The organism is Marinomonas pollencensis, from assembly GCF_003387375.1.
Classification (GTDB): Bacteria; Pseudomonadota; Gammaproteobacteria; order Pseudomonadales; family Marinomonadaceae; genus Marinomonas; species Marinomonas pollencensis.
The window spans coordinates 1-22,947 of record NZ_QUNG01000014.1 but is presented as its reverse complement, the minus strand read 5'-3'; the positions used below and the strand labels follow the sequence as shown (position 1 = coordinate 22,947).

Genomic DNA, 22,947 nt, shown 5'->3' with positions numbered 1-22,947 from the left:
ACCAAAGAAAAAATATAAACCAGAAGCATCTCACTCAGGTCATGTTTTTTCAGTAATAGCCTATTATATCGACAAAAATTTATTCTAGATAACTCTTTAACCCACAACCCAATTTAACCGCCAGCCTATCAATGCTCTACCGGAAAACGCAAGCCGACCACTTCCTGCTTATGGTTGAGCTTAAAGACCACATCTGATCGCTCCGACATGGTGGCCATCAAATGTCGCGTTAAACGTTCGTAATATTGCATAAAACCTTTTAACGCTTCAGGAGACATCACTTTAATATCCAAGGTATCCAAGACGCCGCCATGAATATCATGCAAATGGGCTTCTAGCAGGCGTTCTTGCTTATTGCGCCACTGATAAACCACATCATAATCCGGCGCCTCCATCCACATCATGATATCGATATTGGCGAACAGCTCTTTATAACCTTCTTGTAAATGCTGATTTACAAGATTTCGCCATACACCATCCTTGTCTTTTTCTTCTTCTAAGCGGTTTATGGGTTGAGCAAGCGCCTCCCCCAATCCAGATGCACCCACACACCAACCTTCGAGAAAAATCACATCCACCGGCCCTTGCACTTCCGTCCATAAATGCACGGGCTTACGGTCGTCTATAGACTTATCAAACACTGGCAACATCATTACTTCACCCTCTTTTAAGTTGCGTAAGCGTTCAAACAGCATCAAAGCCATATTAATATCATGAGTGCCAGGAGCCCCACGAGTGGCAAATAAAGGGTGTGTATTCTGCGCATAGTGAAGCCTATCTTTACGGGTGCTGTATAAATCGTCCAAGCTCACCACAATGCTTTTTAAATCAAACCCCTTGCACAAGACTCGACTCACCACCCGGCTAAATGTGGTTTTTCCAGCCCCTTGTGGACCACCTAAGCCGACTATCAGTGGGCCGTGAGCTGACTTCGCCTTACTGCTCAACCAGGTAGAAAACGGCAAATACAAGGCCCCCAGTTGATCTACCAAGGCTTCATCGGCATACAAGCTTTTTAGTGTTTGCTCCACTTCAAAACGCAAACGCCCCGCCAACGATGCAGGCATTTCATGCTTAAAACCATTTAATAATTTGGGATTTCTATTCATCAGACAGTACCTCCACATTACTTAAGGAAGGTAGGAACAAGCTTTCTTAGCTCAGCGCGAAGGCATACAAACAAGACGCAAAGGCGTCCTGAAAATTGCGAACCGCGCGCCACGAGTCTTGCTGAGAAAACTTATGCGCTGCTTCCAGCACTAACTATAGCAGCAAGACAAAAATACGGTCATTTTTTAGCCATTAGTCAAAACCCATATCCAACTGCCGTGGCGCTGGTGTCGATAACCGATAGCCCACACCGATTAAGCGCACTGGACGTGACTGTCGTTGGTAAGCCCGCGTCAATAAAGCGGAGAAAACTTGTTTTGAGAAAGTGCTTTGGATCGCTTGTTCTATTGTCGTTTGCTTAAAATCGTTAAATTTTAACTTGAGGTAATATTTGCTAACTTGAGCTTCTAAACCACGACCTGCCATGCGTTTATCTAGACTCGCCAATAATTCAGGCAGCCTGGCTAAACAAGACTCTAAAGAGCATAAGTCTTCAGAAAAAGTATGCTCAACTGACACACTTTTCCGCTCCCGCGTGGTTTGTACTGGCCGTTTATCTATGCCCAGCGCATATTGTGAGAGCCGAAAAGCCATGCTGCCAAAGTTCTTTTGTAGAATAGAAAAGTCTATTTTCTGGAGGTCCGAGCAAATAAATACCCCCAACGCCGCTAAACGCTCTTGTGATACCTTACCTATTCCTGAAATACACTTAACGGGCAACTGTGAAACAAACTCAAACTGCTGATCTGGTGTAATAATGGTAAGACCATCGGGTTTCTGCCAATCACTGGCAACCTTGGCGATGAATTTATTGGTTGCCACACCCGCCGATACAGTAATGCCTATTTGCTCCCTCACTTGCTGACGAATCTGCTCTGCGATTCTGGTCGCACTTCCATGACAAGCTTCACAATCTGTCACATCAAGATACGCTTCATCTAATGAGAGCGGCTCAATTATGTCAGTATACTGGCGAAAAATGGCATGCATTTGCCGCGAGGCAAGGCGATATTTTTCCATATTTCCGGGTATCACAACCAAAGAAGGACATAAACGTTTCGCTTGTGCTGTGGGCATCGCCGACCGAACACCAAAAGAGCGTGCCAGGTAATTTGCGGTACTTAATACCCCTCTATTCTGGGATGAACCACCAATTGCCAAAGGCACTTGCGCCAGACTAGGGTCATCACGCATCTCAATAGCAGCATAAAAACAATCGGCGTCGATGTGAATAATTTTGCGCTGATCCAACATAATTACACTCAAAAACACTGTATATAAAACCAGTCTACACAGTTAATGAAACAAAACAATCAATAGCAATTCCTACTCGCCCCTCAAGAGCAACTGAAGAAGCAAAGAGAAAAACAAGAAAATCGATGAATTTCTCAAAAAAAACGCTAGAAACTGGCTTATTTCCCCCCTAAACATGGACGCTAGTAAGCAAAATAGTTTACATTTTGCAGCAAATAAAATGCATCAAAACACGCCATGGCCTGCTTTTTGCTTATTTATACATTTAGAATGCACTTTTATAACGCAGAGTTATCATGATTTTTTACATAAAACACGACAAGGACTTCCATCAGGGGACCCCATTATGACATCAGGTTTTAAACTATTTTCCATCGCCATAATGAGTATTGCACTTGCAGGTTGTCAGAATTTATTCCAAAGAACAGGCGAAGAGTGTACTACCGTCGGTCCTTGTAACGGCAACACAGTCGACATGGGAGCGAGCTCGATCTTGAATCAATCGCCACAAAGCAGTGTGCGACGCGTTGTTAAGCAGCCACCTATTATCATTAATGCGACTGGCTATGCGGCAGTAAGTACTAGCAAACGCTTTTCAAAATCTCAAGCGCGCTTGATGGCATTACGCAGCTCCACATTGGATGCTTACCGTAACCTTTCCGAGCGTGTATACGGTCTGAAATTGGACGGCTCCAGCTCCTTGAACAACATGGTGCTACAACACGACGAATTGCGCTCTTACATCGACTCTTATCTAGTCGGGGCAAAGGTCGTTTCACAACGCGAACATGAAGATGGAACCTTTGAAACCGTTGTTGAAATGGCACTCCAGGAAAACTTCCGTGAATGTGTCAGCACACCAAGCGCGATCAGCAGCAACCCGCTTTGTCGAACACATCAAAGCCACAACACGGTTAATGCTGCAAGCCCGAACACCACTGCTAACTTTTATACGATTGAATAATGTCTTTCACCGTTAAATATTTTCTCTTTGTTACGCTGTCACTGCTGTCCATTGCGCCTAGCTTTGCACAAACGGTGACGGCGACAGGCAAGGCCATTGTTTATAACGATGACGTAGACGATGCTCGCTATCGTGCGACGCAACAAGCCATCAAACAAGCGGTACTTCAATCAAGTTCGCGAGTGAGCGTAAATGACCGTCTGAAAAATGGCGACCTAGATTCTGACCTTAAAATTCGCAGTGCAGGACGTGTACAACAAGCCAAAATACTGCATGAAGAACGCCAAGGTGACTTTCTTACGGTTATTGCCCGCGTCAATGTCACCCCTGACTCCCAGTGCAGCAATGGTGCGACCAATTTTTACAAAAAGTCAGTGGCGATCACAGGCTTCAAATTACAAAAACCTGAACAAGCCAGCTTAGGTAGACTCGACAATATTTCCCGCGAACTACCAAGAGACCTGGCCAATGCGATTAACAAGCAAGGTTTCCTGCGCGCGTTAAATGCGACTAATGTGGCCATCTACCCAGATTTGATTAATGCGCCATCGGCGATTAACAACCAAGGCGCATTAACGAATGTTACCCGCCTCGGACAACAACTGGGTGTGCAATACATTGTCAGCGGGGTAATCCGCGACATTAGCCCTTTGTACTTAAGAACACCAGACGACCCAGATGGCCATCAAGAGGATGCCACACCAAAAGATCGAAATTTCGTTCTAGACCTGTATATTTATGACAGTTTTAGCGGCGCGCTGTTTTTCCAAAAACGCTACAGTGAAATTGGTGACTGGGATATCGCTGATAATGCTCGCGTTGGCTTTGGCAGTGCCAAATTTTGGACTGTTCATTATGGTAAAGTGGTCCGTGAGATACTTAGAGAAAGCGCCATTGATAGCAGCGAAAAACTACGCTGCCAGCCCTTTATTGCAAGCATCTTTCGCACCGAAGGCAATCGCATACATATTTCGGCAGGCTCTTTATCTGGTATCAAGCAAGGAGACAAATTAGGCGTTTATCGCCGTTTTGAAATATTTAATCAAAACCAAACAACACAGACACAACTGAATAATGCCAATATCAATGTTACTATCAAGCAAGTCCAACCAAACTTCTCTATTGGTGAACTCGCGGTTGACGCACAGATATTAAACGTTCAGCAACAAGATGTTGTGATTGCTTGGTAATTTTCATCATAACGCTACTTTAATAAAGCGATTTTTTATATTTTAGGATAAACAAAATGAACAACGAATTACTTCACCACCTAGAACAACGCATCAACGAAGCGGTTGAAGAAATTTCTTCTCTGCGCCAGAGAATCTCTGAGCTAGAAATGCAAAATTACGAATTAAGCGAAGAGAAGAACGAACTAGAAACAAACCTAACGCAACGCTCTGAGCAGCAATCCAACTGGGAATCTTCCTTGTCAGAAATGCTAAACCGTCTTAATCAATTGGATAACAAACAATGAGACCTTTATTATTCGCTACGCTACTCTTGTTCTGCGGTAATGCCCTTGCGGAGGATGGCCAAGTTGCCAGTTTGCTAAGCTTTGAGGCAACCGCCGTTCGCCCTTCAACTGACGATGACACCGGCAGCACAACCTCTATTTTGAGCACCATGATGGAATTTACTACACCATCAAACTTTTCTTTGTATGGTGGTTTTGCCTTTTCATTAGGTGACGATCCAGAAAGTGCCATTGGTTTAGGTGGACGCTATTATAGTGTTACCCCTGCATTCCAAGTATTGCCAGGCTCTCCAGTCTGGACCTTTATTGGCGCAGGTATTGATTTCTTTGACGAAAATGTTTACTACCCTGAAGCGGGATTTCGTATTGCTACATCTAACACAAGCCGATTAGATGTCTTTGTTAAGCTACTAAATAGCGATAGCAATAAATACGATCAACATGTGATGGTCGGAGCTGGACTGACTTTCTAAGCCATATGAAACTAATGTCTAGCTTATTTATTTGCCTATTAGCGGCCTCCGCTTTTATATGGCATAAAAGTAATCCGACTATCTCGGTCGTTCAGCCGAATGATATTCAACGGCAAGAAATGATTGGCGTGAAAAACACCCCAAGCATTCCACTAACACCGTTATAAAATTGAGCCTTGCGTATGGAACAATTAATCGCCAAACTCGAAGCTGAGGTCGACCAGCTCATCGAACAGCTAAAAGTAGCCCATGAGGAAATAGCGCAATTAAAAACGCAGCAATCAGATTCTTCTGATAATAGCAGCGCCTCAATGGATCTTTTGCAAAACATGGTATCGCGTTCGACTGAAGATCAATTACAATTGTATATTGAAGACTCTTTGGATCTTCTCGTACCGGCTGAAACAAAGAACACCTCAGCTCCGACAAGCACGGTTGATACTCAACTAAGCTTTGACTTGCTGAACTCTCTTGCTGAAACCAGCATCACAACCACGACAACAGAACAGACTGATTACATGACAATACAACAAACAGAGCTTAACGGCTTGCCAGAAGTACAAGACGAAACTCAAGTGGAAACAACCACTGATGTACAACCAGCAAGTGAAAGCACGCAAGAAGCAGCGACACTGACGCCTGAACAAAAAAAGCGCCAGAAAAATCAGAAAAATAACCGCCGCCTAATCAAGATGCTAGAAGACCGTTACCCAAAAGCGTTTGATTGGAACCAGCCTAAGCCTCTGAAGGTCGGTATTGATAAAGACATGGTGCTGGACGATGAATTTAATGCCAGCAAACAAAAACGCGCCCTAGCCGCTTATACACGCTCTGATAGATACAAGAAGTGCCTATTGTCTGGGCAACCTCGTATAGACCTTGAAGGAACGCCGGTTAACAACGAACCTGCATTACCTGAGTCAATGATTCCGAAAAAGGAAAAAACCACATTCAACCGCCCTAAAGGCGACAGAATGCCTCGCTCGAAAGCTAAAACGGCAAGCAACAAAAAAGCCCCAAGCAAACCGAGCCACAAGCCTAAAAACACGCAAAACACTCAGAAAAATCAAGATGATGCATACGACAATCTCTCTCCTGAAGAGCGTATGAAAGCAAAACTTGAAAAACTTCTTAATAAATAAGAAAAAAGTGTTTACACGATGAAGCGAGGCGTATAATATACGCCCCGCTGCTGTGGAGGGGTTCCCGAGTGGCCAAAGGGAGCAGATTGTAAATCTGCCACGAAAGTTTCGGTGGTTCGAATCCACCTCCCTCCACCATTAATTCTTTTCTTTATAGATCAATCCTTTATCTATAATTATAAAATCTTACTCAAGATTAATCGTAAATATTCAAGCCAAAATCATCACATTCAAGATCTTATCCACAGAAAGAAAAAACCAAGCACAACCTAAAGAAACTGAATAACCCTACCGGTTAAGCACAAGCTTATCCACAAAACACCTGTTTTAAGCCATTTTCACAGCCGAAATCAGAACACACACAAGTTACCCACACCACACAACAAACACCACACCACAAGCCCTCAGACCACCCCAGAAAGCCAAATCAGCAAATAATACCTGTGAGCCACGCTCAACCCTGCAGTAAAGAAATCGCAGGCCAGAATGAACGGAGACACGATGAGAATCCGGCAATTGAGAACGAAATTTTCATCTGTGAGCTGGAACACCTAAAAAAAAGAGCGACCAGTAACTGGAGAATTGGCGTATCAATCATAGATTAAAGTCGAAATGTTCGGTGACGCTCCAACACAAATAACATCACTCTAATCACACGCGCCTCGTATGATTGGGGTTATTGTCACAGCGATATCCGGGCGCTCTTTTTTCAAAGCAAGCAGACCCACAAGACCTAGCCCGTCGGTTAAAATTACAATGCTCGATGATGTTATCTCGTTAAAAATATCATGCCATTGAACTTGCCCTTTAGATCCATCTAACCCACCTACGAGGATATTTTGCATCATCAGGTTCCGTCGGATTACGCCTCGTTTCTCGTCTCATCCGACCTACGGTGGAAATGACGATATTTGGTGCATCAAATTCGACGAGAATGACGATATTTGGCGACACCAAATCCATCGTGAATACCGCGATCTCTTGTGGGTCGTCATACCCAAAAAAGAGCGGCCGGTAACTGGAGATACAGCACCTCAACCATAGGTTAAAGCCCAAATGTCAGTCGATGCTCCATTGCAAAAAACATCATCTTAATCACACGTGTCTCACATGATTGGCTTTATTAGCACGACGGTCATCAGCCTAAAGACTGACCTACAAAACCTAGTCTATCAGCTAAACAGAAACTCCAGGAAAGACACAAGGCCGGCATAAACGGAGGCACGATAAAAACCTGGTCGCTCTTTTTACAGCCGCTCTTTTTCACAAGCACTCAAGCTCACAAAAACAGGCAACTTGTTTAAACTAGACGATAGACGATAGACGATAGACGATAGACGATAGACGATAGACGATAGACGATAGACGATAGACGATAGACGATAGACGATAGACGATAGACGATAGACGATAGACGATAGACGATAGACGATTTTGAATCGATCTAAGAAAACATCAAGAGATTTACTAAAGAAAGGAGAAATAACGAGAGAGAAAAGATTATGAGAAGAATGGTGGGTCGTACTGGATTCGAACCAGTGACCAATTGATTAAAAGTCAACTGCTCTACCAACTGAGCTAACGACCCGCTCATAATTTCTTTATATTGCCAAACCTAATGGTCGGAGTAGAGAGATTCGAACTCCCGACATCCTGCTCCCAAAGCAGGCGCGCTACCAGACTGCGCTATACTCCGAATGGCTCCTCGAACTGGACTCGAACCAGTGACCCAATGATTAACAGTCATTTGCTCTACCAACTGAGCTATCGAGGAATTAATAAGGTTTGCAGAATTACATTCTGACGATAGTTGGTGGGTCGTACTGGATTCGAACCAGTGACCAATTGATTAAAAGTCAACTGCTCTACCAACTGAGCTAACGACCCAACTATCAGAGTAATGGGGTGGACGATGGGGCTTGAACCCACGACCGCCGGAATCACAATCCGGAGCTCTACCAACTGAGCTACGCCCACCATTACTAGGTGACGATAAAATTAATGGTCGGAGTAGAGAGATTCGAACTCCCGACATCCTGCTCCCAAAGCAGGCGCGCTACCAGACTGCGCTATACTCCGATCTGGCTCCTCGAACTGGACTCGAACCAGTGACCCAATGATTAACAGTCATTTGCTCTACCAACTGAGCTATCGAGGAACTAATTTTATCTTTGCTTGCAACCAACAACCTTCCCGAAGGAAGATGGCGGAGGAGGAGAGATTCGAACTCTCGGTAGGCTATTAACCTACGCCAGTTTTCAAGACTGGTGCATTAAACCGCTCTGCCACCCCTCCGTTGCGAGCGAGGTGTATATTACGGATTTCAAAATTCAGTGCAACCTTTTTTTTCAAAAAAGATTAACTTTTTCCAATAACATACCCTTGATCGTCTCCAGGACGGATCCAAACCTTAGAATACCAGTAATAATGCTTAGCGCTCTGGTCTGGCATAGTGCAGTTAATTCTTCCGCGACCAACGCCAAACGCCTTTGGTGCCGTTACCACCACTTCATTTTTATCCAACCAGTCCAATGACGCCTTACCCTGACCCGAAACATAACAAGCCAAATCTTTTAAACGATACTTACCTTGCTTAAAGGTGAGACGAATAGATACAGGTTGATCGCCAGCAAAGTCCCCATCTGTTTTTTCACCCAACAGCGGCATAGGCATAGAAGCTAACTTCACTTTTAAGCTAGACAACTTGGCAAAACGACCCGAAGCCGGAAAACGTGGTAGATCTTCAAAGTTAGACTCTGCACTCACCACACCAGACTGTTGACCGAACGCCATAAGACCTCTCTCTTTTACCATGGCGCGTATGACATCGCTGGACTCGCCATAAGGGTAAGCCAACATTTTGGGAGAATGCCCTAGTTGCTCATTCAATATCGTTTCTACGGTATCCACTTCATTGGTCATGCGAGCTAACCACTGATCATTGGTTTCGCCTTCTTCTTTTCTTAACATGTACGGGTGGTTAATCGTATGGTTGGCAAACACACCACCTGACTTTTCCATCTCTTTAATGTCTTCCCAGGTCAAAAAGTGATGGTTTCGACCAATCGGCTTAGTATTCAAAAAAACGGTGAACGGAAAGCCTCTTTCCTTAAGAATAGGAAAGCCGCCCAGATAAATATCTCGATAGGAATCATCAAAGGTAATCGCTACCGCCTTATCAGGCAGACTCTGATGCTGCTTTAATTTTTCCAGCGCATCTTTCAAATCAACTACATGAAAGCCTGCACTCTTAAGGTAATCCATGTGTTCGGTAAACTGAGCGGGGGTCAACGAGGTAGAAGCGGGCGTCGTCTTGCTAACATGGTGGTATTGCAGGATAGGCAAATAGTCTTGCGCACTCGCGCTAATACTAACCATCATGGTGCCAACCAAGGCAGCACTACGTACTTTAGATAACATTCGATCTTCTCTCTGTTTAAAATTTGCGCTCATTCTACGCGACTGCTTTGCCAAAAAGCCAGCCAACCTAGGACAAACTGTTACGGTCATTTTAATACTTCACTGCATCTACACGGGAGCAACCAAGCCTTCTACACTTATTAAATAAGCATCGCAGAATACAGAGAGAGCCGTTATGAACCGATCCAACTTTTTTCAGAACCTAGAACGCCAGCTACAAGAACTAAAAGAGCAAGGCCTTTATAAAGAAGAACGAGCACTTGTATCTCCACAGTCCAGCCAAGTTTCAACAGGCGACAACGAGGCATTAATCAACCTGTGCGCCAACAACTACCTTGGCCTTGCTAATCATAAAGTCGTCACCCAAGCCGCCCACGAAGCATTGGACACTTTCGGCTACGGCATGGCCTCTGTGCGCTTTATTTGTGGTACTCAAAATATTCACACCACATTAGAGCAACAGATCAGTCAGTTTCTAAAAATGGAAGACACCATCCTCTACTCGTCCTGCTTTGACGCTAATGGTGGTTTGTTTGAAACCCTACTTAATAGTGATGACGCCATCATCAGTGATGCGCTCAATCACGCCAGTATTATTGACGGCATTCGCCTCTGCAAAGCCAAACGCTACCGCTATGCCAACAACGACATGCAAGCGCTAGAAGAACAGCTCAAGCAAGCTGAGCTAGATGGCGCGAAAACAAAACTGATCGTCACTGATGGCGTATTTTCTATGGACGGCATCATCGCCGATCTTAAATCGATTTGTGATTTAGCCGATCAATACGACGCTCTAGTCATGGTTGATGATTCCCATGCCGTTGGTTTCCTTGGTGAGAACGGTCGAGGCAGTCACGAATACTGTGATGTAATGGGCCGGGTCGATATTATTACCGGCACCCTAGGGAAAGCCTTGGGCGGCGCCTCTGGTGGTTACACCAGCGCCTCAAAACCGATTGTAGAATGGCTACGTCAGCGTTCACGACCTTATTTGTTTTCTAACGCACTAGCCCCCGTTATCACCGCGACGACCTTAGAAATTCTAGAGCTGATCAAAAACGGCAAAGCAGAACGCGAGCAGCTAAAGGCAAATAGCGCCTATTTTAGAGAAAAGATGAGCCAATTAGGCTTTAACCTAGTGCCTGGTGATCACCCAATTATTCCTGTCATGCTCGGCGATGCCACCCTTGCCAAAGAAATGGCCAGCGCCCTCTATAAAGAAGGCATCTATGTCACTGGTTTCTCTTATCCTGTGGTGCCCATGGGCAAAGCGAGAATCCGCACTCAAATGTCCGCGTCATTAACCACAGCACAGCTTGACTATGCGATTAATGCGTTTGCCAAAATCGGTCGCTCGCTCAATATTATTTAAGGAGTTAGACAATGAAAACCCTGGCTAAACTGCACCCTAAAAAGGGTATTTGGATGAACGACGCTCCCTACCCTAAATGCGGCCATAATGATGTGGTTGTTAAAATTCACAAAACCGCTATTTGCGGCACCGACATGCACATCTATCATTGGGATGAATGGGCACAGAACACCATTCCAGTTCCGATGACAGTCGGCCATGAATTTGTTGGCGAGATTGCTGAAATAGGCGCAGAAGTAAATGGTTTCACCATTGGCGACCGCGTTTCCGGTGAAGGGCACATTACCTGCGGACATTGTCGTAACTGCCGTGCGGGGAGACGCCATTTATGTCGCGAAACATTGGGGGTTGGTGTTAATCGCACCGGCGCTTTTGGCGAGTACCTAGTCATTCCCGCGAGCAACGCATTTAAGATACCGGACGACATCAGTGATGACATGGCCGCTATCTTTGATCCTTTTGGTAACGCCACCCACACTGCCCTGTCTTTCGACCTCACCGGCGAGGATGTATTGATCACGGGCGCTGGCCCCATTGGCGCAATGGCCGCTGCAATCGCCAAACATGTGGGGGCAAGAAACGTCGTCATTACCGATGTTAATGACTTCCGCCTGAGTTTGGCGAAAAAGATGGGGGCAACTCGCGCGGTAAACGTCTCTAATGAGTCACTAACAGAGGTGATGAGCGAGCTCGGAATGACAGAAGGCTTTGATGTGGGTCTAGAGATGTCAGGCAACGGCATGGCTTTTTCTTCCATGCTGGAATGCATGAATCATGGGGGCAAAATCGCCATGCTTGGCATTCCTAGCAAAGACACCAAGGTGGACTGGAACCAAGTCATCTTCAAGGGCCTTATCATCAAGGGCATTTATGGCCGTGAAATGTATGAGACCTGGTACAAGATGGTTGCCATGTTGCAATCCGGCCTAGACATTAGTCCAATTATTACTCATCATTTCCCTATTTCGCAGTTTCAAGCAGGGTTTGATGCCATGGCTTCAGGCCAATCAGGGAAAGTCATCCTTAATTGGGATTAATCCAAGTGACTTTGTTGCGTCCAACAGAGCTTCGCGTTAGCGTAATCTTTTTGGCACACAACAGAGTCATCTTATGTTAGAAATTGGTACTCATGCGCACCCTTCTCCTCATCAGGATGCGCTTTATATTTTATTGTATAAAAATCAAGTTTTAATCGAATCTGAAGAACGCTTCCTGATTCCACTCTCCGAATTTCAGCCTGACGCCAACATGCGCGCTGTTTATTGCGGCCAGTGGCGCGTCACAGAGGACTCTGCTCAAGACGTCTTCGTATGCCGCTTTGACACTATGCCGCGTGGGTTTCGCGAAATCAGCCTACGTGAGCTTTTATTCCTTCATGACGAAGCCAGCTTTCTTCTGCTAAGCCGTGCTCATCAGCTCGCTACTTGGGACGCCGACCATAAATTCTGCGGCCGCTGTGGATCCGAAATGCTCAGTAAGCACACCACTGAACACACCAAAATCTGCCCTAAGTGTAATTTGCGACATTACCCACGTATTTCGCCGTGCATCATAGTGTCGGTCAGAAAAGGCAAGCAACTGCTACTTGCTCGCGGACCTCAAATGGCAGCCGATATGCAAAGTAACATTGCAGGCTTTGTTGAAGCCGGTGAAACCCTTGAACAAGCGGTAGCACGTGAAGTGAGAGAAGAAGTCGGTATTGAGGTCACAAACATTCGTTACGCGGGCAGCCAACCTTGGTCTTTCCCACATCAATTAATGGTGGGCTTTTTTGCCGACTACGAGAGTGGCGAGCTCACCCCAGCTCCCGGCGAAATAGAAGAAGCCGCCTGGTGGGATATCGACAATCTACCCAATATTCCCAATAAAGCGACCATCTCTGGGCAAATCATTACCCAGCATGCTGAATGGATAAGAACACAAGAGTCGAACAAATAAAACGCATGCTAGGGGAATAGAAAGGGAAACTCTTCTATTTCCCTAGCGCGCTTATTTTCTCTTTTAAGATAAGCAAAGCTAGCGTGCGGCCCCATTTTGTTTTATAAACCCGCCCCTCGATAAGTATCAAATAGGTAATCGCCTGTGGATGAATTGCTACAAAGCATCGAACAAAAAGTTCGCCCATTAATTGGTTCAGGAAAAGTAGCCGACTATATTCCCGCCCTCGCCAAGGTAAACCCCAATCAATTCGGTATTGCCATCTACAGCAATAACGGGGAGCTTTATCATACAGGGCAAGCAGACGTCGAATTTTCTATTCAAAGTATTTCCAAGGTCTTTAGCTTAACCCTCGCTATGAAACATTATGGCGAAGACATGTGGCAACGAGTTGGACGTGAGCCTTCTGGCAACCCTTTTAACTCACTAGTACAACTCGAATATGAAGCAGGCATTCCACGTAACCCCTTTATTAATGCTGGTGCTCTCGTCGTCAGCGATATGAATCAGTCTCGTTTTGCTACGCCCCACTATGCCATGCGCGAATACCTTCGCCGTTTATCGGGAAATGAGAACTTAACGTCAGATAAAGTCGTTGCAAACTCCGAATACGAGTTTCGTGCACGCAATGCGTCCATGGCCTATTTAATGAAAGCCTTTGGCAACTTTCATAACGACGTGGAAGAAGTACTGCATAACTATTTTGACAACTGCGCCATGCGTATGAACTGTATCGACCTTGCCAAAGCGTTTAGCTTTTTGGCAAACAAAGGCTATTGCCAGCACAGTGGTGAGCAAATCATTAGCGCTCGCGAAGCCAAACAAGTGAATGGTTTACTGGCCACTAGCGGACTCTATGACGAAGCTGGGAACTTTGCCTATCGTGTTGGTTTACCAGGAAAAAGTGGTGTTGGTGGAGGCATTGTTGCCATCGTTCCTAATCGCTTCTCGGTGTGCGTTTGGTCTCCTGAGCTTAATACCTCAGGCAACTCTTTAGCAGGCATTGCAGCATTAGAAGCTCTCTCAGACAGCATAGGATGGTCTGTCTTCGGCTAAAATATCAGGCCGTTATAACTGAGCATAAAAAAAGGGCCGTTTGGCCCTTCATGCTATGTCGTCGTGCGTTTAATCTGTCACGACTTTATAGCAAGGAATATACTCACTACCAGGCAATTTCATGCGCTGCTGACGAACAAAAGCCTGTAACAAAGCGTCCAATTTGGCTAACAGAGATCGGTCACCGTGAATTTCAAACACGCCATACTCTTTAATATAAGCCACGCCTTGTGCCTTAACATTTCCAGCGACAATAGACGAGAACGCCCGTCGCAGATCAGCGGCCAGCAAATGGGTGTCTTGATCAAAGTTCAGATTCAAGCCACGCACATTTTCATGGGTAGGCTCAAAGGGATGCTGAAACTCCTCTGGAATGTACAGTTTCCAATTGTAATAAAAAGCGTCTTGGTGGGCTTTTCGATAATGGCGAACTTCTTCTAAGCCCTGCTTCATCGCGCGCGCGACCGCCACCTCATCATCAATAATAATCTGATATTTTGCTTGTGCTTCGGCCCCTAATACATCGCCAATAAAAGCGTGAATTTGCTCAAAATAATCGGCACTTTCTTTTGGCCCGGTAAAAATCAATGGGAAAGGCACATTGGCATTTTTAGGGTGTAACAGTATGCCTAAAATGTACAGAATCTCTTCCGCCGTTCCCGCACCACCAGGAAAGACAATAATACCGTGGCCGGTGCGCACAAAGGCTTCTAAGCGCTTCTCTATATCTGGCATGATCACCAGTTTATTGACTATCGGATTAGGAGATTCTGCGGCAATAATGCCAGGCTCGGTGAGCCCTAAATAGACTCCGGTATGAACTCGTTGCTTAGCATGTGCAATGGCAGCCCCTTTCATCGGGCCTTTCATGGCACCAGGTCCACAGCCGGTACAAATATTGAGGTCTCGCAGTCCAAGCTGATGACCTACTCGCTTGGTATAATCGTACTCATTGCGAGCGATCGAGTGACCACCCCAACAAACCACCATATCTGGGCTTTGAATACGGCGAAACACGTTCGCATTACGCAGCAATTCAAACACCACATTGGTAATTTTGTCTGAGCTTGCGCTGTCTAAGCCGCGTTCGAGATTGTATTCATGGTAGGTAAAAATAATGTCGCGCAATACGCTAAACAGCATTTCACGGACACTGGTAATCATTTTGCCATCAACAAATGCGCTTGCTGGGGCATTTTTCAGTTGCAGTTTAACGCCTCGCTCTTGTTGAACGATGCGGATATCAAAGTCTTTAAACTCTTCCATGACAGCATTCGCATCATCGGAATCGCTGCCACAGTTCAAAATGGCCAGCGCACAGCTACGAAATAAAGAATGAAGTGAACCAGAATCATCAGACATGCGAGATATTTCATCTTGCGACAACATCTCCAATGCCCCTTTCGGTGCGACTAGCGCATCAACGCGATCTTCGTACAACATGACCGCTCTCCTTTTCAATATGTTATTGTCTTAATAGCTATACTGGTTACGGATAGCCTATTTATCAAGCCATAAAAAATAAAGAAAAGCGACCCAGTTTGATCATTTCGCCAAATAGCCACGAAGAGATTGATAATGAAGTGACTGCATTTCTGTTAATCGGCTGTAGGTTCGCCGAAATTCGAACAATAACGCCCCATTTTGATAAAGTGCTGCCAAAGGCACCTCGGCGCTTAAATACAGCACAACTTGATGGTCATAACACTCATCAACCAGGCTAATAAAGCGCCTAACCGCATCATCATTAATGCCTAACGAAACCTGCCGCTCTCCGGTTGTTCCTGAACCAACCGCGCCATCTTCAGTCCCTCGCGCTTTGATATGCTCATAAGGCTCACTGCTTAATAACGGAATTCCAGAGATAAAAAGATAAGGAAAACGTTCTGCCAACTCGATGTAATCTAGCGAAGATCTCGGGCCATCACACAAATCAAAAAAATCAAACCAAGCAATGTTTTGAGAGACTTTTCTTACTTTGATTGGGCGGCGACAGACACTAATAGGAAGGTAAGAAGCAGAGCCATGGGTCAGGGTCAAAAAGGCCAATTCAAGGGCATTTTCGTCCCGCACAAAATAAACAGGGTCTGTTCCTTTATGGCGCAACCTGTGATCTTCTTCTCCCTGTAAGTTAATGCTTTCTAAATGCCGTTGTAATAAAGCAATAGATGGCTCAAATCTCTGCTTCTGGAGCTGGCTTTGAAACAATCCATCTATCGGAATATTAGACGTTGCGACCAGCAACACCCCTTCAGCAAACAAAGCTTCTACTAGCCCACCAAGCAACATGGCATCGCCAATGTCGGACACAAAGAACTCATCAAAACACAACACCTTACATTCAGACGCTAGGCGTTTGGCTATCCCCTGCAGTGGGTTCTTTTGACCAAATGCCAAGTTTAGTTCACGATGCAAACGCGCCATAAAGTGATGAAAATGGAGCCTTAACCCGACCCCCTCTGGCAAACAAGCGTAAAACAAATCCATTAAAAATGTTTTACCTCGGCCCACATCCCCCCATAGATAAACACCTTGGATCGGCGGTTCGCGATCCAGCTTTTCAGGTGCCTCATTCGGCGTCATCAGCTCAATATAAACGCGCTCTAACGCGCTTAATGCCGCTTGCTGATGAGCATCGAAACACACCTCTTGCTGCTGAAGCTTTTGCTTATAAATCAAACTCGGTGAAGCCATAAACACATAGACACTGGTTAATGAATGGCTATTGTCGCTGTTGACCCAAGCTTTCTCAAGCTGCTTTCTTTGTCAGTTATCAAACATTTGTTTAATAACTCATTGGTTTTTTGCTTTGCCAACAACAGAGGTGTTTTTTGTGCCACTGTAAAAGAAACCTACTTATTCGATTTTATCGGGCTACAGTGTTGCAAAGCCACCCACCTTATCTGCCGCTTGCTGAAAACTGGGGGACGCCTCTACCTGTTCAATAAAGCGGGCAATATTAGGATACTGAGATAAATCTAGACGCGCACTGGCGGCCATCAATGGAAAGCTCATTTGTATATCAGCACCGCTTAATGATGCCCCTGTAAACCAAACTTGATGAGCAAGCGTTTGCTCAATAAACGCCAACTGAGGTAGGAGTCTTGGCAGAACAAAAGCAGATTGCAGCTTTGCACTAATTGACTTAGCCACTGGCTTGATAAAAAAAGGCATTGGGCTGTTGGCCATTTTTGTCAAAACCAACTTCATCACCAACAAAGGCATCAAAGAACCCTCAGCAAAATGCAGCCAGTAGCGATAATCTAATAGCGCTTGTCCCTGTGTCGGCCGCAAACGTGCCTCACTATCATATTGGTCGATCAAGTATTCAATAATCGCTCCGGACTCCGCCACGGTTAATGTCCCATCGGTCAAAATAGGCGCCTTAGCCAAAGGGTGTTGATCCGCTAACGATTCTGGCGCCGCCATGGTCTTTGGGTCTCTCTCGTATAAGATCACTCGGTACTCTAGCCCTAACTCCTCTAGCAGCCACAAAATACGTTGTGAACGGGATTTTTCCAAATGATGCAGCGTAATCATACCTTCTCCTTAATGGCAGCCTATTAACCCTTATGCATAAAGTAGCAATAGGGAACGTTAGGAGAAGTACGTTCGTAATCGTATTTTGGATGAGTTACAAAAATCCATCATTTCATTTCTTGCATTACCTGCCTTCCTTCATGAAAGTAGGGCAAGGATCAAATCAACCTTATGGATAGAGTGTATGTTTGCATGGATTAATGCCTCATTAAACCGAAAAATTGGCAGCGTGTTAGCTGTCTCGTTAGGCTTTTTACTCATAGTAATTAGTTATTCTATATACCAATTACGAGTAATTAATGGTGAACTAAGGGAAGTGTCCCAAGTCGATGTTCCTTTGAGCGACATAATGACACAAGTGGAGATGTTGCAACTTAAACAACATCTATCCATTGAACGCTTCCGTATTTCTCTACAATTAGAAGATCAAGAAGCAGACTCAATTGACAATTTCACTGATCGTCACCAGCAGCTTACACACCTTGTAAGGCGTGCCTCACAGCTGATAAAAGCCAATCTAAATAATCATTTAATCAAGTTTCAGCCAGAAGAATACCAACTCATTTTGGATGAAATTTATCACTTTGATGACATTAACAATCAATTTAAGCAGCGCCTCGACAAGATATTAGTTGCAGATAATCCTCCTCAAGCCGAATGGCAAGAGTTAGAGCTATTGGCAGAAAATTTAGACGCTAATGTGATCTCTATTCTGAACCGTATTAATCAATTAATGGCGGCGGCCACACGTTACACTGAGCAACACCAAGAAAGCTTTATGATGATTGAAACCGCACTCGGTGTCTGTGCTTTTATTCTCAGTACCCTACTGGCTTTCTATGTCATTCAAGTCATCCGTCAACGCATCCACAGCATTCACCAACAGGTGGAAGAGCTACACACCTCGCTCGAACAAGGCTCCCCGATTGTCAGGCCTTCAGACCACAATCAAGCACCACAAGATGAATTAGGAGAACTGGAACTCGACTTAAAAAAAATGATCGTGCGCTTATCCGATGAAATGTCGACTCGTAAAGAGGTAGAACAACAGCTATTAGAACTGGCAACCAAAGACAAGTTGACCAATGCCTTTAATCGCCATAAGTGGTCAGAACAAATACATTTATTGATGACCCTCTCATCGAATGACAAGGTATTTAGTCTTATTTCTTTGGATGTCGATCACTTTAAACAGGTCAACGACACCTATGGCCATCAAACCGGTGACCAGGTTTTAATCGCCCTATCACAACTGCTGCAAGCAAACTTACAGAAATCTGAAATGTTGTTTCGTATGGGCGGGGAAGAGTTCACCCTACTACTGCCGAATAAAACCCTAGCAGAAGCCACTCAAGCGGCCGAACAACTCAGGGCGACAATAGCGCAGTTTCGCCAACCAGAACTGCCTGCTTTCACGGTGAGTATGGGAGTGGCAGAATATCGCCTTGGAGAGACCGAGGATCAGCTTATGTCACGTACCGATGACGCTCTCTATCAATCTAAGGAAAATGGGCGCAATCGTTTAACCGTGGCGAATTAGTCTAAGGAAGGTACCAATAACTGCTCACGTTTTATGCTCTGTTTTGTTTTTGCTGTACAATTCATTACACTATATTACAAAGGCTAACGCCTAAGACAATTAGCACACGACATAACCCTTCCATTAAGGCACATCTACTTTATGTGCCTTTTATCAATATCAAATGCGACTCAAACATTAGGCTAGCTACCCGTTTATGAAAACTCAAAAGAACCTCAAGCCAAAATTTATCGCCATACTGATTCTGCCCTTCGTGCTGGCCGTCTCTGCTGGGCTCATGTATTTGGACTTTGAGCGTAGACAGAGTTTTTCAAATTCTAATCTGGCTTCAGAAGTGAATCGGGTTTATAGCCGTGCTGACAGCATTCTAAACAAATTTTATTGGGACAGTGTCGACACGACGATACACGTCACTTTTCAAGGCGTGCAACAAAATATCTTCAAAGCAAAAAGCACAAACCAAAAAGACTATAGCGACCTAGACAGCATTTTCAGAAATTCATTTGCGATGAACCAATCCGTGACCCAAGTCCGCTGGATTGATCGCCACGGTTTCGAAAGGTACCGAATGAATCGGATACAGAACAGCAATGCCCCAGATAAAATAGTTGTTGTCGAGGAAAATAAATTACAAGATAAATCAGCACGTTACTATTTCACCGAAGCTAAGAAACTAGAAAGTGGGTACATTTATTTATCTAAGCTAGACCTAAATATAGAGAACGGCCGGATTGTAACCCCCTACCAACCCACCATTAGATTAGCCACGCCGATAAAAGATGAAAACAATCAATTTCGCGGCATTATTGTTATCAACTTTAATTTGTCGACGGTATTTAATACTTTAGGCAGTTTAAATTTGCCCGGCCTTAGCGTGGATTTGTTTACTGCACAGGGTAATTTACGCTACTCCAACACCCAGCCTCACTCAACTTTTCTCGATATCCTAGGTGATCAAGCCTTGGACCAAAAGCGCACAGTCGTGGACGGTTTTTATCAAAAAAGAGAAGGCTTTCAAAAGCTAAAATCGACCCCTGCTGAGTTTCCCTATCATGAAATTGGCTCCATTGATTATGCGCCGCAAGTCAGATCAGGAGAACAACTTGAGTTACTTGTTGCGGTGCAAAAAAGCCATTTGGAACAGTTATTTAAAAGCAACCTCTTAGATTCCTTTCTGATCGGCCTCATCGCATTAATATCAGGCATGTTACTGCTGTTAATCATCCATATCGCGAATAAAAAAGTAATCCGATTAAATAATGAGCTCAGCAAACAGCTTAAAATATCAGAACAGTCTAGAGAATTTAAATCTCAATTTTTAGCCAATATGAGCCATGAGATCAGAACTCCAATGACCGCCATATCAGGCTTGCTAGAACTGCTTCTAAAAGAAGACCTTGATGAAAAAGTAGTCAAACGCCTTAACATCATTAAAGACTCTTCCGATGGATTACGAAGAATCATTAATGACATATTGGATCTGAGTAAAATTGAAAGTGGCAAATCGGTACTTGCTGAAACGGAATTTAGACCAGCCATTACCATAGAGCGCAGTATTGCTACTTTTAATGGTTCTGCCAACTTACAAGGCACATCACTATTACTTGATATGGAACCTAGCCTGTTCTTTTACTATTGCACTGGCGATGAGTATCGAATCGAGCAAGTGATCAACAACCTACTCAGCAATGCGATTAAGTTTAGCAATAACAAACCCATATCCTTGATCGTAAAGTCAAAGCTAAATACGAACAACACCTTAACCTTAAGCTGCGCCGTCATTGATAAAGGCGTCGGCATGTCGGATGCTCTGGTTGCTACGCTAGGAGAAAAGTTTACCCAAGCGGATAACACGGTATCAAAAGAAAATGGCGGCACAGGGCTCGGGCTGTCCATTTCCAAAGAGCTACTAAGGTCCATGGGATCTGAGCTAGAAATTTCGAGCCAGCTTGGCAAAGGCTCTGAATTCCGTTTCTCCTTGACCTTGGATATTGTCAATAAAAGCAGTGTTTTCAACAATGAACAAATCGATATCCAAGCGTTAAATGTATGGATCATCAATAAAATGAACCACAGCTCCGACTTTATTAACAAGCTGTTCCAACATTGGGGTTGTAATGCCACAGCCATATCCAGCCAAGCCGAACTAAATAAGCTAATAGAGACGCTACCTGCCGAACTGGATTTCATTATATTCGACCTCGAAAATCCGGTCAGTCGAGATGATGTACAAAGCGTTATTCAGCACTTTTCCAAGGAGCAGCTTGCCAACACAAAACTAGTCTTAATGTCTTCTAACGAAGCGCACTCAACAAGGTACAAAGAAGCTAATATAGACGCCTATTTCATCAAAAAACCCGTTACCATTTCGAGCTTTTTAGAACTGCTACAAAACTTGAAATTGGTTCCAAACATTCAATTTATCGAAAGCGATGACAGCAATTTGGTTAAGTCCTTGGAAGCCGAGATCATTGCTCGAGTAGAGCAAGATGGCGCGCCAAGCATACTGCTGGTGGAAGATAACTTGACCAATCAGAGTGTTATCTCCGAAATATTCAAAAGCATTAACATCCACCTTGTGTTAGCCAGCAATGGTCAAGAAGCCGTGGCGGCGGTTCACCAACAAGCATTCGACATGATCTTTATGGACGTACAAATGCCCATCATGGATGGATTGGAAGCCACCAAGATTATCAGAGAAAGCTTCTCCCCAGAGCAACTTCCTATCATTGCCTTATCCGCTGGAGTAACAGAACAAGAGTTTTATAAATCCAGTAAAGTAGGAATGAATACACACGTTCCTAAGCCAATTGACATGCATAAGTTGATGAAAGTGGTCATGGAGTTCTGGCCAACAGAAACCAAGCAGGTCACGCCTCGAGCAGAACTAGCAGCGTCCCAAACCAAGCCTCTTAATGCCCCTTCAACGCCTGTTGAAGACGCAATAACATTAGAAGAGCTGCATTCACTAGAGCGCTTTGATCTAGCCAATACTGTGTATAAGTGGTTAGGCAGTGAGGCTTATCATAGGGTGCTGCTTTCTTTCTTATCTGAGTACGAAGAGATAACAATTAACAGCGATGAGCTTAGCCAAAAAAAGAAAGAAGCCTATGTGCACAAACTAAAAGGCGTCAGTGGTAATCTTGGCGCAATGCACTTATTCGCAAGCTGTGAAAAAGTAGAAAGTCAGCTTAGAGAAAAAGATGTCTCAATCGAACCTTTATTAGCGGAGCTCTCTCAAGACATCAGCACCTTAAAGCGCATTAAACATGAGCCTTAGCCGATTTTCGGGATGGGCAGCTTGATATTAAGATTCACATTTATTCTCATTAACAGACGAATGACACTAATAGGTTTATTAATATAATCAACGCCTCCTGCTTCATATGCTTGCATTTCAAATATTAAATCTTTATAACCCGAAATAAAAATAATTGGGATATCTTTTGTATTTCCGTTATTTTTTATCCGTTTGCAAATATCAAAGCCTGAGATATCAGGCGCAAATTCAGATAATAAGTGCACCACTCATGGTTGAGTAGGTGGCGAGAGATCAACTGCCCATGGGTGGTATTCTAACGTCGCCAAACAATTAGAGTATTACCATGAGCTATAAGCAGTTGATCGAAGGACAACGATACCAGATTCAAGCCTATTTGTA

19 protein-coding genes and 9 tRNA genes are annotated in these 22,947 nt (G+C 44.4%); 13 read left to right on the top strand and 15 right to left on the bottom strand.

Features of this window, described 5'->3' with window-relative positions; genetic code table 11:
• Positions 1–128 precede the first annotated feature (128 nt).
• Both DFP81_RS15510 and dinB read right to left on the bottom strand, forming a co-directional pair.
• On the bottom strand, positions 129–1,109 hold the full coding sequence (locus tag DFP81_RS15510) for a hypothetical protein (protein WP_115898807.1): 981 nt from the start codon (positions 1,107–1,109) through the stop codon (positions 129–131).
• A 193-nt stretch (positions 1,110–1,302) separates the two neighbouring features.
• Positions 1,303–2,364: a DNA polymerase IV gene (gene dinB, locus DFP81_RS15505; protein ID WP_115898806.1), complete on the bottom strand. Its 1,062-nt coding sequence runs from the start codon at positions 2,362–2,364 to the stop codon at positions 1,303–1,305.
• A gap of 346 nt (positions 2,365–2,710) precedes the next feature.
• On the opposite strand from dinB, the gene DFP81_RS15500 reads away from it, so the two are divergent.
• The 7 genes from DFP81_RS15500 to DFP81_RS15475 all read left to right on the top strand — a co-directional run bounded on the left by DFP81_RS15500 (position 2,711) and on the right by DFP81_RS15475 (position 6,558).
• Positions 2,711–3,328 (top strand): LPP20 family lipoprotein, encoded by a 618-nt coding sequence (locus DFP81_RS15500; protein WP_115898805.1) that lies wholly within the window; start codon positions 2,711–2,713, stop codon positions 3,326–3,328.
• On the top strand, positions 3,328–4,518 hold the full coding sequence (locus tag DFP81_RS15495; RefSeq protein ID WP_115898804.1) for a flagellar assembly protein T N-terminal domain-containing protein: 1,191 nt from the start codon (positions 3,328–3,330) through the stop codon (positions 4,516–4,518). The genes DFP81_RS15500 and DFP81_RS15495 overlap by 1 nt, the downstream gene beginning before the upstream one ends.
• A gap of 56 nt (positions 4,519–4,574) precedes the next feature.
• The gene (locus DFP81_RS15490; protein ID WP_115898803.1) at positions 4,575–4,805 is read left to right on the top strand and encodes a cell division protein ZapB; all 231 of its coding nucleotides are present in this window, start codon (positions 4,575–4,577) and stop codon (positions 4,803–4,805) included.
• Positions 4,802–5,278: a hypothetical protein gene (locus DFP81_RS15485; protein WP_115898802.1), complete on the top strand. Its 477-nt coding sequence runs from the start codon at positions 4,802–4,804 to the stop codon at positions 5,276–5,278. The genes DFP81_RS15490 and DFP81_RS15485 overlap by 4 nt, the downstream gene beginning before the upstream one ends.
• 14 nt (positions 5,279–5,292) lie before the next feature.
• Entirely contained in the window at positions 5,293–5,445 is a 153-nt protein-coding gene (locus DFP81_RS18260; protein ID WP_181903119.1) for a hypothetical protein, read from the top strand.
• 15 nt (positions 5,446–5,460) lie between these two features.
• Positions 5,461–6,420: a ProQ/FINO family protein gene (locus tag DFP81_RS15480; RefSeq protein WP_115898801.1), complete on the top strand. Its 960-nt coding sequence runs from the start codon at positions 5,461–5,463 to the stop codon at positions 6,418–6,420.
• Positions 6,421–6,474: 54 nt separating this feature from the next.
• A tRNA-Tyr gene (locus tag DFP81_RS15475) sits at positions 6,475–6,558 on the top strand.
• A gap of 1,374 nt (positions 6,559–7,932) precedes the next feature.
• Here the strand turns inward: DFP81_RS15475 and DFP81_RS15465 are convergent.
• From DFP81_RS15465 to DFP81_RS15425, 9 genes are all read right to left on the bottom strand, one after another.
• A tRNA-Lys gene (locus DFP81_RS15465) sits at positions 7,933–8,008 on the bottom strand.
• A gap of 31 nt (positions 8,009–8,039) precedes the next feature.
• A tRNA-Pro gene (locus DFP81_RS15460) sits at positions 8,040–8,116 on the bottom strand.
• A 2-nt stretch (positions 8,117–8,118) separates the two neighbouring features.
• A tRNA-Asn gene (locus DFP81_RS15455) sits at positions 8,119–8,194 on the bottom strand.
• Between the two features lie 37 nt (positions 8,195–8,231).
• Positions 8,232–8,307, bottom strand: a tRNA-Lys gene (locus DFP81_RS15450).
• Between the two features lie 14 nt (positions 8,308–8,321).
• Positions 8,322–8,397 (bottom strand) — tRNA-His (locus DFP81_RS15445).
• A gap of 25 nt (positions 8,398–8,422) precedes the next feature.
• Positions 8,423–8,499, bottom strand: a tRNA-Pro gene (locus DFP81_RS15440).
• Positions 8,500–8,502: 3 nt separating this feature from the next.
• Positions 8,503–8,578: transfer RNA gene (locus DFP81_RS15435), tRNA-Asn, on the bottom strand.
• A 46-nt stretch (positions 8,579–8,624) separates the two neighbouring features.
• Positions 8,625–8,715, bottom strand: a tRNA-Ser gene (locus tag DFP81_RS15430).
• A gap of 63 nt (positions 8,716–8,778) precedes the next feature.
• On the bottom strand, positions 8,779–9,840 hold the full coding sequence (locus DFP81_RS15425) for a polysaccharide deacetylase family protein (RefSeq protein ID WP_115898856.1): 1,062 nt from the start codon (positions 9,838–9,840) through the stop codon (positions 8,779–8,781).
• 175 nt (positions 9,841–10,015) lie between these two features.
• Here DFP81_RS15425 and DFP81_RS15420 point away from each other — a divergent pair, with 175 nt between their 5' ends.
• The 4 genes from DFP81_RS15420 (at position 10,016) to glsB (ending at position 14,206) form a co-directional block, all read left to right on the top strand.
• Positions 10,016–11,212, top strand: a complete 1,197-nt coding sequence (locus DFP81_RS15420; protein ID WP_115898799.1) for a glycine C-acetyltransferase — start codon at positions 10,016–10,018, stop codon at positions 11,210–11,212.
• Positions 11,213–11,223: 11 nt separating this feature from the next.
• Entirely contained in the window at positions 11,224–12,249 is a 1,026-nt protein-coding gene (tdh, locus tag DFP81_RS15415; RefSeq protein WP_115898798.1) for an L-threonine 3-dehydrogenase, read from the top strand.
• 73 nt (positions 12,250–12,322) lie between these two features.
• Positions 12,323–13,150, top strand: coding sequence for an NAD(+) diphosphatase (gene nudC, locus DFP81_RS15410; protein ID WP_115898797.1), 828 nt, complete (start codon positions 12,323–12,325; stop codon positions 13,148–13,150).
• A 144-nt stretch (positions 13,151–13,294) separates the two neighbouring features.
• Entirely contained in the window at positions 13,295–14,206 is a 912-nt protein-coding gene (gene glsB / locus DFP81_RS15405; protein ID WP_115898796.1) for a glutaminase B, read from the top strand.
• A gap of 69 nt (positions 14,207–14,275) precedes the next feature.
• Here the strand turns inward: glsB and ppnN are convergent, their stop codons facing one another.
• From ppnN to DFP81_RS15390, 3 genes are all read right to left on the bottom strand, one after another.
• Entirely contained in the window at positions 14,276–15,649 is a 1,374-nt protein-coding gene (gene ppnN, locus DFP81_RS15400) for a nucleotide 5'-monophosphate nucleosidase PpnN (protein WP_181903118.1), read from the bottom strand.
• Positions 15,650–15,751: 102 nt separating this feature from the next.
• Complete coding sequence (gene zapE / locus DFP81_RS15395; RefSeq protein ID WP_115898795.1) at positions 15,752–16,900, bottom strand: cell division protein ZapE; 1,149 nt, start codon at positions 16,898–16,900, stop codon at positions 15,752–15,754.
• A gap of 180 nt (positions 16,901–17,080) precedes the next feature.
• Complete coding sequence (locus DFP81_RS15390; protein WP_115898794.1) at positions 17,081–17,746, bottom strand: glutathione S-transferase; 666 nt, start codon at positions 17,744–17,746, stop codon at positions 17,081–17,083.
• Positions 17,747–17,930: 184 nt separating this feature from the next.
• Between DFP81_RS15390 and DFP81_RS15385 the strand changes: the two genes are divergently transcribed.
• Together DFP81_RS15385 and DFP81_RS15380 are read left to right on the top strand one after the other, a co-directional pair.
• Positions 17,931–19,286 (top strand): GGDEF domain-containing protein, encoded by a 1,356-nt coding sequence (locus tag DFP81_RS15385; protein ID WP_115898793.1) that lies wholly within the window; start codon positions 17,931–17,933, stop codon positions 19,284–19,286.
• 196 nt (positions 19,287–19,482) lie between these two features.
• Positions 19,483–22,566 carry a response regulator gene (locus DFP81_RS15380; protein WP_115898792.1) on the top strand — a complete coding sequence of 1,028 codons (3,084 nt, stop codon included), beginning with the start codon at positions 19,483–19,485 and terminating at the stop codon, positions 22,564–22,566.
• On the opposite strand, the gene DFP81_RS18630 is transcribed toward DFP81_RS15380, so the two are convergent.
• Positions 22,563–22,811, bottom strand: coding sequence for a response regulator (locus DFP81_RS18630; protein WP_181903117.1), 249 nt, complete (start codon positions 22,809–22,811; stop codon positions 22,563–22,565). The two genes, DFP81_RS15380 and DFP81_RS18630, sit on opposite strands and share 4 nt — an antisense overlap.
• Between the last annotated feature and the right edge of the window lie 136 nt (positions 22,812–22,947).

What these genes read in the sequence shown, in the direction of transcription:
- DFP81_RS15490 (WP_115898803.1), top strand. Translation starts at nt 4,575, where the DNA reads ATGAACAACGAATTACTTCACCACCTAGAACAACGCATCAACGAAGCG.
- nudC (WP_115898797.1), top strand. Translation starts at nt 12,323, where the DNA reads ATGTTAGAAATTGGTACTCATGCGCACCCTTCTCCTCATCAGGATGCG.
- dinB (WP_115898806.1), bottom strand. Translation starts at nt 2,364, where the DNA reads ATGTTGGATCAGCGCAAAATTATTCACATCGACGCCGATTGTTTTTAT.
- tdh (WP_115898798.1), top strand. Translation starts at nt 11,224, where the DNA reads ATGAAAACCCTGGCTAAACTGCACCCTAAAAAGGGTATTTGGATGAAC.
- DFP81_RS15380 (WP_115898792.1), top strand. Translation starts at nt 19,483, where the DNA reads ATGAAAACTCAAAAGAACCTCAAGCCAAAATTTATCGCCATACTGATT.
- DFP81_RS15390 (WP_115898794.1), bottom strand. Translation starts at nt 17,746, where the DNA reads ATGATTACGCTGCATCATTTGGAAAAATCCCGTTCACAACGTATTTTG.
- ppnN (WP_181903118.1), bottom strand. Translation starts at nt 15,649, where the DNA reads ATGTTGTACGAAGATCGCGTTGATGCGCTAGTCGCACCGAAAGGGGCA.
- DFP81_RS18260 (WP_181903119.1), top strand. Translation starts at nt 5,293, where the DNA reads ATGTCTAGCTTATTTATTTGCCTATTAGCGGCCTCCGCTTTTATATGG.
- zapE (WP_115898795.1), bottom strand. Translation starts at nt 16,900, where the DNA reads ATGGCTTCACCGAGTTTGATTTATAAGCAAAAGCTTCAGCAGCAAGAG.
- DFP81_RS15500 (WP_115898805.1), top strand. Translation starts at nt 2,711, where the DNA reads ATGACATCAGGTTTTAAACTATTTTCCATCGCCATAATGAGTATTGCA.
- DFP81_RS15480 (WP_115898801.1), top strand. Translation starts at nt 5,461, where the DNA reads ATGGAACAATTAATCGCCAAACTCGAAGCTGAGGTCGACCAGCTCATC.
- DFP81_RS15420 (WP_115898799.1), top strand. Translation starts at nt 10,016, where the DNA reads ATGAACCGATCCAACTTTTTTCAGAACCTAGAACGCCAGCTACAAGAA.
- DFP81_RS15425 (WP_115898856.1), bottom strand. Translation starts at nt 9,840, where the DNA reads ATGTTATCTAAAGTACGTAGTGCTGCCTTGGTTGGCACCATGATGGTT.
- DFP81_RS15495 (WP_115898804.1), top strand. Translation starts at nt 3,328, where the DNA reads ATGTCTTTCACCGTTAAATATTTTCTCTTTGTTACGCTGTCACTGCTG.
- DFP81_RS15385 (WP_115898793.1), top strand. Translation starts at nt 17,931, where the DNA reads ATGTTTGCATGGATTAATGCCTCATTAAACCGAAAAATTGGCAGCGTG.
- DFP81_RS15485 (WP_115898802.1), top strand. Translation starts at nt 4,802, where the DNA reads ATGAGACCTTTATTATTCGCTACGCTACTCTTGTTCTGCGGTAATGCC.
- DFP81_RS15510 (WP_115898807.1), bottom strand. Translation starts at nt 1,109, where the DNA reads ATGAATAGAAATCCCAAATTATTAAATGGTTTTAAGCATGAAATGCCT.